The sequence below is a fragment of the Streptomyces sioyaensis genome (assembly GCF_004122735.1).
Lineage (GTDB): Bacteria > Actinomycetota > Actinomycetes > Streptomycetales > Streptomycetaceae > Streptomyces > Streptomyces sioyaensis.
On sequence record NZ_SDIF01000017.1, the window covers coordinates 55,582 to 71,447 of the forward strand.

Annotated in this window: 13 protein-coding genes; 4 read left to right on the forward strand and 9 right to left on the reverse strand. The window is 74.1% G+C overall.

Annotated features, from left to right (window positions below; all coding sequences use genetic code 11):
- Positions 1-78 precede the first annotated feature (78 nt).
- The 9 genes from EST54_RS08945 to EST54_RS08985 form a co-directional block, all read right to left on the reverse strand.
- The gene (locus EST54_RS08945; protein ID WP_129246799.1) at positions 79-1,326 is read right to left on the reverse strand and encodes a type III PLP-dependent enzyme; all 1,248 of its coding nucleotides are present in this window, start codon (positions 1,324-1,326) and stop codon (positions 79-81) included.
- Positions 1,323-3,101 (reverse strand): IucA/IucC family protein, encoded by a 1,779-nt coding sequence (locus EST54_RS08950; protein WP_129246801.1) that lies wholly within the window; start codon positions 3,099-3,101, stop codon positions 1,323-1,325. Before EST54_RS08950 ends, EST54_RS08945 begins: the two co-directional genes overlap by 4 nt.
- Positions 3,089-4,381, reverse strand: coding sequence for an MFS transporter (locus EST54_RS08955; protein ID WP_129246803.1), 1,293 nt, complete (start codon positions 4,379-4,381; stop codon positions 3,089-3,091). Before EST54_RS08955 ends, EST54_RS08950 begins: the two co-directional genes overlap by 13 nt.
- Entirely contained in the window at positions 4,378-6,195 is a 1,818-nt protein-coding gene (locus EST54_RS08960) for an IucA/IucC family protein (protein WP_372448110.1), read from the reverse strand. The genes EST54_RS08955 and EST54_RS08960 overlap by 4 nt, the downstream gene beginning before the upstream one ends.
- A complete protein-coding gene (locus tag EST54_RS08965) occupies positions 6,192-7,382 on the reverse strand; it encodes an ATP-grasp domain-containing protein (protein WP_129246805.1) in 1,191 nt (396 codons plus the stop codon). The genes EST54_RS08960 and EST54_RS08965 overlap by 4 nt, the downstream gene beginning before the upstream one ends.
- A gap of 111 nt (positions 7,383-7,493) precedes the next feature.
- Positions 7,494-8,513: an ABC transporter substrate-binding protein gene (locus EST54_RS08970; protein WP_129246807.1), complete on the reverse strand. Its 1,020-nt coding sequence runs from the start codon at positions 8,511-8,513 to the stop codon at positions 7,494-7,496.
- 58 nt (positions 8,514-8,571) lie between these two features.
- A complete protein-coding gene (locus EST54_RS08975) occupies positions 8,572-9,384 on the reverse strand; it encodes an ABC transporter ATP-binding protein (RefSeq protein WP_129246809.1) in 813 nt (270 codons plus the stop codon).
- Positions 9,381-10,457, reverse strand: coding sequence for a FecCD family ABC transporter permease (locus EST54_RS08980; protein WP_129246810.1), 1,077 nt, complete (start codon positions 10,455-10,457; stop codon positions 9,381-9,383). Before EST54_RS08980 ends, EST54_RS08975 begins: the two co-directional genes overlap by 4 nt.
- A complete protein-coding gene (locus tag EST54_RS08985) occupies positions 10,454-11,464 on the reverse strand; it encodes a FecCD family ABC transporter permease (protein WP_129246877.1) in 1,011 nt (336 codons plus the stop codon). Before EST54_RS08985 ends, EST54_RS08980 begins: the two co-directional genes overlap by 4 nt.
- A gap of 325 nt (positions 11,465-11,789) precedes the next feature.
- Here EST54_RS08985 and EST54_RS08990 point away from each other — a divergent pair, with 325 nt between their 5' ends.
- The 4 genes from EST54_RS08990 to EST54_RS09005 all read left to right on the forward strand — a co-directional run bounded on the left by EST54_RS08990 (position 11,790) and on the right by EST54_RS09005 (position 15,850).
- Positions 11,790-12,935: an FAD-dependent oxidoreductase gene (locus EST54_RS08990; protein WP_129246812.1), complete on the forward strand. Its 1,146-nt coding sequence runs from the start codon at positions 11,790-11,792 to the stop codon at positions 12,933-12,935.
- Between the two features lie 168 nt (positions 12,936-13,103).
- The gene (locus EST54_RS08995; RefSeq protein ID WP_129246814.1) at positions 13,104-13,868 is read left to right on the forward strand and encodes a VOC family protein; all 765 of its coding nucleotides are present in this window, start codon (positions 13,104-13,106) and stop codon (positions 13,866-13,868) included.
- A gap of 179 nt (positions 13,869-14,047) precedes the next feature.
- Complete coding sequence (locus EST54_RS09000; RefSeq protein WP_129246816.1) at positions 14,048-14,464, forward strand: SH3 domain-containing protein; 417 nt, start codon at positions 14,048-14,050, stop codon at positions 14,462-14,464.
- Between the two features lie 195 nt (positions 14,465-14,659).
- Positions 14,660-15,850 (forward strand): acyl-CoA dehydrogenase family protein, encoded by a 1,191-nt coding sequence (locus tag EST54_RS09005; RefSeq protein WP_129246819.1) that lies wholly within the window; start codon positions 14,660-14,662, stop codon positions 15,848-15,850.
- Positions 15,851-15,866 lie beyond the last annotated feature (16 nt).

Here is a 15,866-nt window from a genome sequence, read left to right on the forward strand (position 1 = left end):
CCCCGGCACCCCGCCGTCGGCCCCGGAGGCCCGCGGCGCACGCCGGGCCGGCGGCGGACCGCGGCGGGGCGGAGTACCTCAGCCCTCCCCGCCCGCGCCGGGCTCCGCGGCGTCCAGGAAGTGGAAGCCGGGGCGCGGGTGCATCAGGAAGTCGTGGTGCGAGATGTTCCAGGCGTACGCGCCGGCCACGCCGAACACCAGCCGGTCACCGGCCCGCAGCCCCGGCGCCGGGACCGCGCGGGCGAGGACGTCCTTGGGGGTGCACAGCTGCCCGGTGACGGTGACGAGGCCGCCCTCCGCCGCCGCCCGCGGCCAGGGGTGCGGCCAGGGCACCTCGGACGGCAGCACCGTGCAGGGCTGGTCGTGGCCCTTGGTCGCGGGGGTGCGCAGATGGTGGGTGCCCCCGCGCACCACGGCGAACTCCTCGCCGTGGCTGCGCTTCACGTCCAGCACCTCGGTCGCGTACCAGCCGCAGTAGGCGGTCAGCGCCCGCCCCGGCTCGATGCGCAGGGTGAGGTCCGGGTGGGCGGCGGCGAGCCGGGCCAGGCCCGCGCCGTAGGCGGCCCAGTCGAAACGCCGCTCCGGGGCGGCGTAGTCGACGGCCATGCCGCCGCCGATGGTCACCTCGGACAGCGGGACGCGGTGCCGGGCGGCCAGCGCGGCGGCCCAGGTCACGATGGCCTCCGCCACGGAGAGTTGCTCGGGCGCCGCCAGGCCGCTGGCCAAGTGGGCGTGGATGCCGCGGAGTTCGAGGTGCGGATAGCTGCCGTCGGTGAGCAGGGCGACGACCTCACCGGCCCGGTCGGGGTCCAGCCCGAAGGGTGTCGGGCGGCCGCCCATGGCGAGCGAGCTGCCGTCCAGGGAGCCGTCGGCGACCGGCAGGTTGACGCGCGCCAGCACCGCGATCCGGCGCTCCGGTACGTGGCGGGCGGCCAGGCTCGCCAGCATGTGGAGCTCGTACACGCTCTCCACGTGGAAGCGCTGTACGCCGGTCTCCAGCGCCCGCACGATCTCCGCGGGCGTCTTGCCCGGTCCGCCGAAGGCCAGCGGCGCGTCGGGCACGGCCTTGGCGACATGTGCCAGCTCGCCGCCCGAGGAGACCTCGTAGCCGTCCACGTACGGGCGCAGCGCCCCCAGGATCTCCGGTTCCGGGTTGGCCTTGGCCGCGTAGTACAGCTCGACGCGCCCGGGCAGCGCGGCCCGCACCTCGGCCAGGTGCGCGCGCAGCGCCGCCATGTCGTAGAGGTAGGCGGGCAGTTCCTCGGGTGCGAGGGAGCGGACCCGGTCGCGGACCGTGGCGGGAAGGGCGGGGCTCGGGGTGGTCATCGGGCGCTCCAGGGGGTGGTGTCGTCGGTGCGTACCGCGCCCGACAGCACGGACTCGGCCAGCGGCGAGGGCAGCCGCACATAGCCGGCCTCCCGGTCGGCCTTGCGCTCCCAGCGGGTGAGCAGATTGGCCTTGGCGGGCAGCGGGACGCCGGCCAGCAGGGCGGCCAGCCGCGGCGGGCAGCCGTAGCGGTCCGCGTGGGTCTGCAGGGTGCGGCGGACCTGCGCCCACAGCTCCGTCTCGGTGTCCGGGTGCAGATCGGCGAGCGCGGCGAGCATCTCGGCGACGTGGTTGACCAGCAGGCAGTACACCACGCGGTCCCAGCCGCGCTGGGCGTCGTACGTCATCGGTGCGGCCACCTGCTCCGGCAGCGAGGCCAGCAGCTCGGTGTGGTGTTCCGGGACGAGCTTGGTGCCCTCCAGGTCGCGGAAGAGGACCTGCGCGGGCATCCCGTCGCCGTCGACGCAGACCAGGACGTTCTGCAGATGCGGCTCCAGCACCAGCCCGTGGTCGAAGTAGGCGGCGAGCACCGGCGGGAGCAGCAGGGCGAGGTAGGCGGCCCACCAGTCCAGCGCGGCCTGCGGGCCGGCGCCCGCCAGCAGCCGGGAGACGTGCGCCGGGCCGGTGGGGTACTCGTCGGCGACGGCGGCGGCCAGCAGCGGAGTGGTGCCGGGCAGCAGTCGCTGGGAGAGCCCCTCGCGGACGATGACGCCGAACCCTTCGAGCAGTTCGGTGGCCGGGCGGCCGTCGGCGCCGGGCAGCGCCAGGCTGCGGTAGGCGGGCTCCTGGAGCACCGCGCTGCCCGGGAAGCGGGTGGCGAGGTCGGTGAGCTGCGGCGCCAGCAGCCGGGTGAGTGCCACCGCCCCGGACAGCTCGTAACTCGCGTTCTTCCGGAGGCAGTTGGTGATCCGGACGTTCAGGCTGAACTTCAGGAAGGCCGCGCCGTCGTAGAGCGTGCGCACGGACGCGGTGGCGGCGAACGGCGTCCGGCCGCTGCCCAGGACGCGGATGTCGCCGCGCTCCAGCGCCTCCTGGAGGCCCGCGTGGTCGCGCAGCAGCTCGTACTGCCAGGGGTGGACGGGCAGCAGGCGGTAGCCGTCCGGGACGTCGGGGTGCAGCGCGTCCAGCACCGCGGTGGCGCCGTCCGCGCAGGACTCCTCGGCGATCAGTTCGTCCCGCACCGCGAGCAGCAGCAGCGGGAAGGCGGCGCCGGTCTCGGGGGCGTACGACTGCCAGGCGGTGGGGTCGCCGGTGCGGGCCTTCGGGGTCGGGTGGAAGCGGTGGCCGAAGAGCAGCGACTGCTCGGAGGCGACATAGGCGGCCTGCCAGTCCTCGGCGGTGTGCTCCCCGGCGGCCGGGTCCTGCGCACGGGCCGCGAGCGCGGCGGACACGGCCTGGTGGCTGGAGGCGATCTGCGCCAGGAACTCCTCGTTGTGCACCCCGGTGCGCAGCGACAGCTCGGCGTGCGCGTACTCGGCCAGCCGCCGCCAGCCGACCTCCGCCCAGCCGCCGTCGGTCTCCTCGGACACCGGGCCGGTGAAGCGGTGCGCGCCCAGCAGCGAGGTACGGCGCAGCGCGACGCGCAGCAGCACGCCGCGGCGCGGCAGCCGGATCAGCAGCCGCCCGTCATCGACGGCGGTCTGGTGCTCGGGACCGGAGACCTCCCGCAGCAGACAGTTGAGCAGGGTGTGCGCCACGGCCTGGTCGGCGGTGGGCAGGCCGGTGGGGGCGGCGGATACCGGGGCGGTGCCGGGCGAATTGGTCAGCGAGGGCATCGGTGGCTCCTGCGGGTGCGGAGAGTACGGGCGAGGAGAGGGGCGGCGGTCGCGAGTCCGGTGGCCACGGCTATCGCGGTACCGGTCAGCAACGGCGCGACCGGACCGAACCAGTCGTTGCCGGCGGTGGCCGCCACGCCCGCGGCGACCGCGCCGGCCTTGGAGAAGAACTCGATCGAGCCGAACAGCCCGCCGGGGGCACGGCCCTTGGCGCAGTCGGCGGCCAGCACGGACAGGCACACCAGGCCGAGGGTGAGCCCGGCGCCCAGCACCAGGCGTACGGCGATGAAGGAGGCGAGCGAGCCGGCCAGGCCGTGCCCGGCCAGACCGGCCGCTATCAGGCCGAAGCCGAGGGCGATCCCGGTCCGGGGGCGGGTGCGGAAGGCGGCGTGCACCCCCATCGCCGCGACCAGGTAGCACAGGTGCGGCAGGGCGAACAGCACGCCGGACACCAGCGGATCGGTCCCCGGCAGCCGTTGGGAGATGAGGGAGATCAGGTAGGGGAAGGAGATGACGGTGGAGAAGACGAACGCGAACTCCAGGGCGTAGAGGGCGCGCAGCGGGCCGGCGTCCGGCGTGTGCCCGGCCGGGGGGCGGACCGGCTCGGCGGGCTCCGTGACCTCGGCACCCGGCGCGGTACCGTCCCCCTGCACCACGCCGGCCCGGGCGGCGGCCGGCTCCGGCAGCCGCACCAGCATCAGGGCCGCGGCCAGCGGCAGGACGGCCAGCAGGGCGTACTGGCGGTGCGGCGACAGCCACGGCGTCAGCGCGCCGACCACGATCGGCGCGAAGACCAGCGCCGCCCGCGCGCTGCCCTGCATCAGCGTCAGGGCCCGGGACAGCGCATGGCCCTCCAGGGCCGCTCCCAGATAGCCGTTCGACGCCGCGAAGGTGCCACCGAGGACGCCCTGCACGACCAGCGCCGCGGCGAAGGTGGCCAGCGAATCGGCCCAGCCGGCCAGGAGGAACGCCGCCGCCAGCCCCAACTGCGCCCGCAGCAACAGTCTCTTACGGCCGAAGCGGTCGGCCAGTCGCCCCCACAGCGGGGCGCCGAGGGCGCCGAACAGGGTGGGGACGACATAGAGCAGACCGGCCCAGCGGGCGGCGCCGTCGCCCAGCTCGGGCAGGACCTCGGTGAGGTACGGCGGCAGGCCGAGGGCGGCGAACGAGGCCACGAAGTAGCAGCCGGCCACGGCGTGCACCTGGCGGCGCGCGAGGGCCGGACGGGCCTTGGTCTCGACGACCGCCGGCTCGGTCCGGCGGGAGGTGGCGGTGCTCATCGGGAAGCCCCCGTAGGCAGCAGGTAGTTGGGTCCGGTGGTGTAGTGCTTGTTGATGTCGGCGGCGCCCGAGCGCTCCTTGGACAGCAGCGTCCCGGCGCTGACCATCGCCTTCACCGGCAGCTCCGGCGCGTCGAGGACCTGGGCGCGCAGCACGGCGCCCGGCTCGTGCGGCCCGGTGCCCAGCCGCTCGACGGCCTCGGCCAGCCGGTCGCGGACCAGGCCCAGCAGCCGGTCCAGCGGGGCGCGTTGGTGCCGGGCGAGGCCGAAGGCGTACGAGCCCGCGCACAGGTGGACGGTGATGGTGGTGAACAGGTCCAGCACCGGCCGGTCGTTCTCGGCGAAGATCCGCGGGTCGGCGAAGCCGGCCGGGTCCGGGGCGTCGTCGCCCAGGGCCTCCCGCAGCCGGACGGTGTTGATCCGCGGTCCGTCGTTGTCCTTGAACAGCAGCCGCAGCCGGGTGCCGCCGGCGGCCCGGTCCAGCACCAGCGAGATGTTCTGCTGGTGCGATTCGAGCGCGATGCCGTAGCCGAAGAGGGTGGTCTGCCAGTCGAAGAGCAGGGTGAGACAGGCATCGAGCAGGGCGAGCGGGTCGCCGCCGTAGAAGCGGTCCGCGAGGTGGTCGATCACCAGCCGCCCGCCCGGTGCCCGGCTCAGCAGCGCGGCCATCGGCACGACGGCGCTGTCGTCCAGGCCGGCCGGGTAGCGGCGGCACAGCACGGCCAGCAGCTCGTCACCGGCGTGCGCGTAGCAGGTCTCGTCGGCCTGGAGGATCGCGGCGGCGAACCGCGGCTCGCGGGCGAGCACGGTCTCCAGCAGCCGCTGGCCCGCCGCGCCGTCGACGAGCGTGCCCGGCTTGATGGTGCGCCGGTTGCGCAGGCCCAGCGTGGCGGTGGCCAGCGGCAGTTTCAGGTGCAGCCGCGGGTCGGCATCGAGCGCCACGGTCCGCATCGACAGCGTCGGCACCGCGGTGAGCGGCTCGCGGTCGGACAGTACCGCCGCGTCCTCCAGACCGGTCCGGCGCAGCGCCCCGCGCAGCGGATCGCCGACGGACAACGGGTGGACGGGAAGGGCGAGATGGCTCTCGTCGAGGTGGCGCAGGCCCAGCTCCCCGGGCGTCGGCCAGCAGTCGGGCAGTGCCGCGGCGCCACCCGGCACGGTGACCGCCGCACGCGGCAGGGCGAGCCAGCGCAGCGCGAAACCGGGGCGGAACTCGGGTGCGTACGCGCGGAGTTGGTCCTCGTCGAGGCCGGACCGGCCGCGGGCGGTCGGGTAGACGGGGTGGTCGGTCCGGGCGGCCAGCGTGTCGTACGCCAGGCCGCCGGCCAGGCCCGGCCAGGCGCCGGGATCGTCGCCGTGGCGGCTCGTCAGGTCGGCGTCGGCCTCGTCCCGGGTGCGGGTGTGCAGCCGCATCGTCGCCAGGGTCTGGCGGCACTCCTCGGCGAGGGCGTCGAAGCCGCCGCGGTCGGCCGGGTCGGCGAGGTCGCGCAGCGCGGTGAGGACCTCGTCGAGCGTGCGCAGCCGGGCGCCGTCGGACTCGCGGACCAGGAGCGGCAGGCGGGCGGTGCAGGCGCTCTGGTAGCCGTCCTCGGCGAGCGGCAGCAGCAGGGCGCCGGCGGCCGGGCCCGCGGGGAGCCGCAGCCAGTGCCCGTCCGGGCGTTCCAGCAGCGTGCCGTGGGTGCGCAGGCCGACGACGTCCTCCCGCAGCAGCGCCCCCAGCACGCGTACCAGCAGTTCGGCCTCTTCCGCCGTCCCGGCCGCGTCGTCGGTCCGGTGCGTGGCGGGGCCCTCGGCGGTGGCGAGTGCGGTGTTCACGGGGTGATCTCCCAGCGCTCCGCGGCGACGAAGTCGTCCGCCACCCGGTCCACGGCGCCGCGGTCGGTGCCGGTGACCCGCAGCACGCCGAGGTAGTCGCGGTTGGTGCCGTAGTGCGGATGCCGCTCGCCGACGGCGCGCAGCGGCCGGTACGCCAGGCGTACGCCGTCCACCGTCCGGTCCGTGGCGGCGGGCGCCGCGGTGAGCGTGCCGGCCCGGTCGGCGAGGGCGTACTCCACCCGGCCCGCGCCGTCGTGCCGGGCGCCGAGGTCCGCGGGCAGCGGCTCGCCCAGATGCGCCCGCAGGATGAGCTCGAACAGCTCGATGTCCAGGATCTGCGCGAGCAGCAGGTCGCACTGGTCGCCGATGACGCGGTAGTTCACCTCGATGAGCCGCGCCCGGCCCTCGTGCACCACGTACTCCGTGTGGCAGGCGCCCAGCCCGACGCCGAGTGCGTCGAGTTGCGCCGTCACCTGGGCGACCACGGGTTCCGGCGGGGCGGCGACGAAGTCCAGCCGCTCCTCGATGAAGACGGGCGGTGCGGAGACGGCGGTGTGGAAGCCGCCCAGGACATGCCGTACCCGGCCGTCGCCCAGGGTCTCCAGGGTGTACAGCTCACCGGTCAGGAACTCCTCGGCCAGCAGCGCCGCGTGCGGGCGCCGCGCCTGGATCTCCTTGGCGCGGGCCACCAGCTCCTCGGGGTCCGCGGCCAGGATCACGTCCTCGCTCGCCACGCCCTCGCGGGGCTTGAGAACCACCGGATACGGCAGGTCGGCGGCGGCGAACGCGGACGGGTCCTGCCCGGCGGCGAGCTCCATGGACCGCACCGCGTCGAGGCCCGCGGCGGCCAGGTGGCGCCGCATCTCGCCCTTGTTCTTGGCGCGCAGCGCGGCCCGCCAGTCCTTGCCGGGCAGTCCGAAGTAGTCGGCGGCCAGGGCGGCTTGGGTCTGCAGATGGTCGCTGTTGGTGAACACCGCGTCGGCGCGGTGGTGGGTGGCTATCCGGTTGATGACGGCGCGGAAGTCATGGACGTCGCACTCCAGAACCTCGGTGTGCGCAGGGACGTCCCGGTGCGCCGATGGCTGGTCCGTCAGGATCGTGACGTCGAGGCCGAGGCGGGCGGCAGCGGGCAGGAACCCCTCGGTGACCGAGTCGGTGGGGTTGAGGGCGAGCAGATACATCCGCATGAGCGGGCCCCTTTGGGGTCGAGGGTGGTGCGGGGGGAACAAGAGGGGCAGGAGAGGCGGGAGAGGGCGAAAAAAGGGGGTGGCCCCGCGGGGAGGGGCCACCCCAGGGGGTCAGCCCTTCGGCAGTGGCACCCCGGTGGCCTTCGCCACGTCCGCGAGCATGTGCTCGGCGGCCTGGATGCCGATGCCGGACATCCACGTCTCGTCCGGCACGTTGAAGACCTTGTGCTGCTTGACGGCCGGCAGGTCCTTCCAGACCGGGTTGGACGTGACGTCCTTCTGCTGGGTCTTGCCCGGCGCGTCCGCGGAGGCCACGAACACCAGGTCCGCGTTAGCCTTGTCGATCTGCTCCGGGCTGACGTCGAGCATGGTCTTGGCCGGGTCGGTGGAGCTCTGCGACTTCGGCCGGGCCAGGCCGATGTCGTCGAGGACCACACCGCTGTAGGAGGACTTCTGATAGAGGCGGGTCGGGCCGGCTACGAAGCGCACGACCGAGGCCGAGGGCATCGTGCCGTGGTACTTCTTCTTGATGGCCGCGCCCAGCGCCTTGGCCCGGGTCTGGTACTCCGCCAGCTTCCGGTCGGCCTCCTTCTCCAGCCCCAGCGCCTTGGCGTGGACCTTCAGATTGGCCTTCCAGGGGCCGCCGGTGGTCTCGGTGAAGACGGTCGGCGCGATGGCCTGGAGCTTGTCGTAGATCTTCTCGTGCCGGACCTTGGAGGACAGGATCAGGTCGGGCTTCAGGGAGATGATCTTTTCGAGGTTGGGCTCCAACAGCGGACCGACGTCCTTGACGCCGCCGATCTCGTCCTTGAGGTAGGTGGGGAAGCCGCCCTCGGTCTTCATGTGCGGCGAGACCGCGCCGACGGGCTTGACGCCGAGGGTGGTGACGTCGTCCAGCTCACCGGTGTCCAGGACGACCACGCGCTTCGGCTTGGCGGGGATCTTCACCTCGCCGCCCATGGCGCTCTTGACGGTGCGCGGGAAGCCGGCGCCGGCCTTGCCCTGCGCCGCGTCGTCGCCGGCCTTGGTGCCGCCGCCGCAGGCGGTCAGGGCGGTGGTGCCCAGGGCGACGGCGAGCAGCGCGGCCGGCAGCCGGCGGGTGGTGGCGCGGAGGGGGATTCTGGTCAGCATGAAGGTGTCTTCCTTGACGGGAGCGGAGGGAGGGAGGAAACGCCCGTGGGGGAGGCGGTCAGACGGTCACGGCGGTGTGCCGTTTCGCGCTGCTCTTCGGGACGACCAGCGGGGTGCCGGTCTCGGGGTCGGGGATCACCCGGCAGTCCACGTCGAACACGGACTTGACCAGCTCCGCGTCGAGGACGTCCGCCGGGGCGCCGGCCGCCGCCAGCCGCCCGTCCTTGAGGACCACGAGGTGATCCGCGTAACGGGCGGCCTGTCCGAGGTCGTGCAGCACCATCACCACGGTGCGGTCCGCCTCGGCGTGCAGCGCGGCGACCAGGTCGAGGACATCGAGCTGGTGCCGCAGGTCCAGGAAGGTGGTCGGCTCGTCGAGCAGCAGCAGATCGGTGTCCTGTGCCAGCGCGAGCGCGATCCAGGCGCGCTGTCGCTGACCGCCGGAGAGCTGGTCGACGGGCTGGTCGCGCAACTCCCGCGTGCCGGTGCGCCGCAGCGCCTCCTCCACCGCCTGCTGGTCCGCCGCCGACCAGGGGCTCAGCAGCCGCTGGTGGGGGTAGCGGCCGAGCCGTACCAGCGCCTCGACGGTGATCGCGTCGGGGGTGACCGGCTGCTGGGGGAGCAGCCCCATCCGCAGGGCCAGCGCACGGGCCGGCATCCGGTGGATATCGGCGCCGTCCAGCGCGACGGTGCCGGCGGCCGGCGCCAGCAGCCGGGTCAGCCCGCGCAACAGGGTCGACTTGCCACAGGCGTTGGGCCCGACGACGGCGGTGACGGCGCCGCCGGGCAGCACCAGATCCAGGCCGCCGACGATCAGCCGGTCGCCGTAGCGCAGATCGAGTCCGTGGGTGGAAAGCTGATTGGCGGTCATCGGGCACTCCTGTTCACGGAACTGCTTTGACGGATCATCAGCACCAGCAGCCATGGCGCGCCCAGAGTGGCGGTGACCACTCCGACCGGCAGCCCGCCGACCGGCAGCAGATACTGCGCCACGAGGTCGGAGGCGAGCAGCAGCACGGCACCGGCGAGGCCGGACAGCGCCAGCGTCCCGGCGGTCGGCGGCCCGGCGAGAAACCGCACCATGTGCGGGACGGCCAGCGCGACGAAGGCGACCGGTCCGGTGAGCGCGGCGGCCAGCGAGGCCAGCACGATCGCGATGACCAGGACCTGCAGCCGGGCGGCGCTGGTGCGCAGGCCGAGCGCGCCGGCCGAGTCGTCGCCCAGGTCGAGGACGGCGAGCCGGCGGTGCAGCGCGAAGGCGACGAGCAGGCCCAGCGCCACCGCCCCGCCCGCGGACCACACTTCGGGCCAGGTCCGCCCGTACACCGAGCCGGTCGTCCACTGCAGGGCCGACCCGGCCAGCTCGGTGGGGAAGCTGACGACCATGAAGCTCACCGCCGCGGACAGGCCGGCCTGTACGGCGAGACCGACCAGCACCAGGCGGGTCACGCTGACCCCGCCGCGCCAGCCGAACACCCCGAGCAGCACCGCGGCGAGCAGCCCGCCGCCGAGCGCGGCCAGCGGCATCAGGGCCTGCGAGGCCCCGGCGGCCAGCATCGCCACCGCCCCGAACGAGGCGCCGCCGGTCACCCCCATGACGTCGGGTGAGGCGAGCGGATTGCGGAACAGCCGCTGGAGCAGGGCGCCGGCCACCGCCAGCCCCGCCCCCGCGACGATCGCCGCGACCATGCGCGGGGCCCGGAACTCCTGGACCACCAGCACCGTCGCGGAGTCGCCGAGCCCGAACAGGCCCTTGACCGCGTCGGCGGGCGGCAGCGCCATGTCACCGTTGGCCACGGACACCGTCACCAGGGCGCAGAGCACCACGAGACCGACGACGGCGGTCAGCGCGGTACGCCCGCGTGCGGCGCCCCGGCGGGTCCGGCGGCCGGCGTCCACCGCCGGGTCCCCGTGCGGCGCGGCACTGCGTACGAAGCCGTTCATCGGGCCACCTTCCGGGCCAGCACTGCCAGCAGCGGCGCGCCGAGGAACGCGCTGATGATGCCGACCTGCAATTCGGACGGGCGGATGACGAGCCGTCCGAGGATGTCGGCGGTGAGCAGCAGCAGCGGGCCGGCGAGCAGACAGCCGGGGACCACGATCCGGTGGTCGGAGGTGCGCAGCAGCTGGCGGACCAGATGCGGAGCGGCCAGCCCGATGAAGGCGAGCGGACCGGCCACGGCCACCGCGGAACCGGCGAGCAGGACGACGGCCAGCCCGCCCGCGCTGCGGATCCGGGAGACCGGCACGCCCAGCGCCTGCGCCGAATCGTCGCCCAGCGCCAGCGCGTTGAGCGCCGGGGCGATGGCCAGCGCGACGACCAGCCCGATCAGCAGGGTCGGCAGCACCGGGTAGAGCACCGCCAGCGGGCGTTCGGCCAGCGAACCGGCCAGCCAGAACCGCGCCTCGTCCAGCGACCGCTTGCTGGCCAGCATGACCGTCGACCCCCAGGACAGCAGGACGAGTTGCAGGACGGTGCCGCCCAGCGCCAGGCGCACCGGATCCAGGTCACCGGCGCGCCGCGCCAGCGCCTGGGCGAACAGCGCGGCGGCCGCGGCTCCCGCGAAGGCGAACCAGATGTACTGGACGGGTCGCGTCAGATGCAGTGCGTAGATCGCGGTGATCACCGCGAAGCCCGCACCCGCGTTGATGCCGAGCGTCGTCGGGGAGGCGAGCGGATTGCGGGTGATGCCCTGGACGACCGCCCCGGCGACCCCGAGCGCCGCGCCGACCGCGAGCCCGACCACCGTGCGCGGCAGCCGAAGTCCCGTCACCACGAGGGCGTCCCGTCCGTGGGTGGCGCCGGTCAGCGCGTCCCAGACGGTGGACAGCGGTACGGACCGGGTACCGAGGGCGAGGCTGAGGGCGGCACAGACCGCCAGCGCCGCAAGCCCGACCACGAGCAGCGGGACGCGCCGCAGGAGGTGCGCGGCGGGCGGCGCATCGGGCACAGCGGGTGCGGTGGCAGATGGTTTGGTCGTCGACACGCGTCGCTACGTTAGGTTAGGCATACCTAAATATGCAAGCGCGGTTCCGTAGAAGTGGCCAACTTTCCCTTTTGTCGGGCCCCTGCTCCTCAACAGGCCCCCACTGCCCCCGACCTGGGACGACCTACCCACGTCCGCACCCGCCCACGCGCGCCTCCCCGCCGGCGCCCCGGTCCGTGGATCCTGCGGGCGGGCAGCGGCGGGAGCCGGCCCGGCGCCGTGCTGCACCCGGTGGGCCACTGTGCTTTTCTGGCCAGGGGGCTGCCGTTTCGCTCAGCCGAGGAGCGCCATGAACCCCGCCCCGCCCCGTATCGCCATCATCGGCGCCGGTCCCGGCGGGCTCCTCTGCGCCCGCGTCCTGCGCCGCAACGGGCTGCCGGTCACCGTGTTCGAGCAGGACGCCGCCGTCGCCGCGCCCGACCGACACGGCGTGCCGGAGCTGTGGCTGACGACCGGTCAGGCGGCGCTGCGCGCGGCCGGTCTCCAGGAGGAGTGCGCCGCGCTCGCCCGCCCGGCGGGCCAGGAGCTGCGGCTGCTCGACCGCACCGCGACGGAACTCTTCCGGCACGCCCCGGCCCCCGGCGAAACCGGCGGGTCCGCGATCGGCCGGGGCGCGCTGCGCCGGCTGCTGCTGGAATCCCTGCCGCCCGGAACCCTGCGCTGGGGCAGCTATCTGCGCACCCTGCACCCGCTCGGCGACGGCCGCCACACCGCCGAGTTCGACGACGGCCACACCGAGACCTTCGACGTGGTCATCGGCGCCGACGGTGCCTGGTCCCGGGTGCGTCCGGTCCTCTCCGACGCCACCCCCCACTACTGCGGCGTCACCTTCGTCGAGGCCGGGTTCGAGGACGTCGACACCCGCCATCCGCGGCTCGCCCGCCTGGTCGGTGACGGCACGCTGCTGGCGCTCTCGGCCGGCAAAGGTCTGATCGTCCGGCGCCACGGCACCGGCCGCCTCCATGTCCAGGCCGCCTTCCGCGGCTCCCAGGACTGGGCGCTGGAGGCCGGGGTGACGATGGCGGACACCGAAGCGGTCCGCGAGGTGCTGCTCGACGCCTTCGCGGGCTGGGGCGACCGGCTGCTGGCGCTGCTCCGGGACCAGGACAGCGGATTCCGCAACCGGCCGCTGTTCGCCCTGCCGGTCCCGCACACCTGGACCGCCACCCCGGGGCTGACCCTGCTGGGCGACGCCGCGCACCTGATGGCGCCGTTCGCCGCCGAGGGTGCCGGCCTCGCGCTGCTCGACGGCGCCGAACTCGCCCTCGCCCTCGCCGGGGACCGCGACACCGACGCGGCGCTCGGCGCGTACGAGGCGGCCATGCTGCCCCGCGCGGCGCGCGCCGCCGAGGCCGCCGCCGGCGCCCTCGCCGAGGCCTTCGCCCCCGACGCCCCGCACGGCACCCTGCGCCGACTGCGCGCCGACGGCCCGTGAGCCGCGTGCCCGGGAGCCGCCGGGGTCGGTCCGCCCGGCCCGCCCCGCGCTCCGGTTGCGGCCCGGTCGCACCCGTCGGACCATCGGCAGCGTACGGCTACCGATCGGCAGCGGACGGACGCGCGCAGCCCCGTCCGCCACGGCCCGGCGCGGAGGACGGAACACACCGTGAAGATCACTGAGCCCACTCCCGGTGCGCCCTGCTGGGTGGAGCTGGGCACCTCGGACGTGGACGCCGCCAAGGTGTACTACCGCCAGGTCTTCGGCTGGCGCGCCGAGACCGACCCGCGCCAGGAGGCGGGCGGCTACACCACGCTGTACCTGGGCGCCGCCCCGGTCGCCGCGCTGACCCCGCTCTACGCCCCCGGACAGCCGACCGCCTGGACCGTGTCGTTCGCGACGCGGGACGCCGACGCGCAGGCCGCTGCGGTCACCGAGGCCGGCGGGCGGCAGCTGATGGGGCCGATGGACGTCTTCGACCTGGGCCGCTTCGCCGTGCTGGCCGATCCGGAGGGCGCGGTGTTCTCGCTCTGGCAGGCCCGTTCCTTCGCCGGCGCCGCCCTCCTCAACGCGCCGGGCTCGCTCGGCTGGGTCGAGCTCGCCACCCGGGACGCCGAGGCCGCCAAGACCTTCTACACCCGGGTCTTCGGCTGGACCGTCGGTACCCACGCGGACTACCCGCAATGGGGCATCGACGGCGCCGACTTCGGCGGGCTGAGCGCACTGGACGAGTTCTATCCGGACGACGTGCGGGCGCACTGGCTGCCGTACTTCGCGGTCGCCGACGTGGACGAGACGGCTGCCCGGGCCGCGGAGTCGGGGGGCATGCTGCTGGTGCCCCCGACGGACGTGCCCGACGGTCCGCGGATCGCGGTGATCCGGGATCCCCAGGGCGGCTCCTTCGGGATCCACCGCGCCGGCGCCGAGGGCTGACCGGCGCCGACCCGGGTCCGGCCGCGCGCCGATGACGGCGTGTCACCCGGCAACCCTTGCACCGTCACACGATTGGCTGCCTGTTCGTCGTTTCACCACATTCCGGGGGTGAAGTGCGCGTAATGTCCGGCTGTGCACCAATGGGTGACATTGCGCGTCAAGAACAGGAGACCCCCCCTATGTCCACGACCGAAAACCTCGTGGCCCGAGGTAGAGAGCTCGCGGCCGGCGCGGGCGCACTGGCCGCGGTCGTCGCCGTCGGTGCGACGCTGTTCGCGGCCCCGGCCCAGGCGGCACCCGGACCCCTCAAGCCCTACGGCGTCGTCACGGCCAAGGCGGGCCTGAGTGAGCGTCAGTACCCCAGCACGGACTCCTCCGTACGGGGCTACCTCCGTCACCGCTCGCAGGTCGGCCTGGTGTGCAAGGTGCGCACCCAGAATGTCCGCGGCAACTCCGTCTGGTACCTGACGCGCAGCGAGCGGCCGGCCTGGGTCTCGGCGAAGTACGTGACCAACAGCGGGTTCGTCAAGTACTGCAAGGACGTGCAGCACCACCGGGTGCAGCCGAGCAACCCGGCGAAGCACGCCGTGGGCTGATGGAGTCCGGGGAAGGCCCGGTCCGGTGCCGCGGAGGTGCCGGGCCGGGCCTTCGTGTGTCCGCGGCCGGTCCGCGCACCCTTCCGTATTTCTGGAACAAGTTCTACTGTGCCCCTCGATCCGGCAGCCGACGACCCGTCAGCTTCGCGGGCCACCCCCGGGCCGGACGACCGGAGCGGACGAACTGGAGGGGCCGTGCACCTCGAATACACCCCCGAGCAACAGCAGTTGCGCGCCGAGCTGCGCACGTACTTCGCCCGGCTGGTGCCGGACGACGCCTCGGCACGGTACGCCGCCCCCGCCGACCGGAAGCGCTTCTACCGTGAGACCGTGCGCCGGCTGGGTGCCGACGGCTGGCTCGGCGTGGGCTGGCCCAAGGAGTTCGGCGGCCGCGGGATGTCCCCGATGGAGCAGTTCCTCTTCTTCGACGAGGCCGCCCAGGCGGGTGTGCCGCTGCCGCTGATGGCGCTGAACACCGTCGGGCCGACGCTCATGCAGTACGGCACCGACGAACAGAAGGCCTACTTCCTTCCCCGGATCCTCTCCGGCGAGCTCGACTTCGCCATCGGCTACAGCGAACCGGACGCCGGCACCGACCTGGCCGCCCTCAAGACCCGCGCCGTCCGCGAAGGCGACGAGGACAGCGGCCACTACGTCGTCAACGGACAGAAGATCTGGACGACCAACGGCGACACCGCGGACTGGGTGTGGCTCGCCGTACGCACCGCCCCCGACGCCCCGCCCCACAAGGGCATCACCATGCTGCTGGTCCCGACCAGCGACCCCGGCTACTCCTGCACCTTGATCAACACCCTCGCCTCGCACGACACCACCGCCAGCTACTACGAGAACATCACCGTCCCGGCCTCCCGCCGCGTCGGCGAGGAGAACAAGGGCTGGCGGATCATCACCAACCAGCTCAACCACGAGCGGGTCACCCTCGCCGCCCACGGCACCATGGCCATCCGCGCCCTGCACGACGTCCAGCGCTGGGCCGCCGGCACCAAGCTCAGCGACGGCCGCCGGGTGATCGACCTGGGCTGGGTGCGTGGACGGCTGGCCCGTACCCACACCAGACTGGATGCCATGAAGCTGCTGAACTGGCAGATGGTCGACGCGCTCCAGCAGGGCACCCTCACCCCGCAGGACGCCTCGGCGGTCAAGGTCTACGGCTCCGAGGCCCGGCGGGACGCCTACGCCTGGCTGATGGAGGTCGTCGGGTCCGCGGGTCCGCTCAAGGAGGGCTCGGCCGGGGCGGTGCTCCACGGCGAGCTGGAACGCGGCTACCGCTCCGCCGTGATCTTCACCTTCGGCGGCGGCAACAACGAGATCCAGCGCGAGATCATCTCCTGGCTCGGCCTCGGGATGCCCCGCGTACGGCGCTGACGCGGCAACGGGAGGT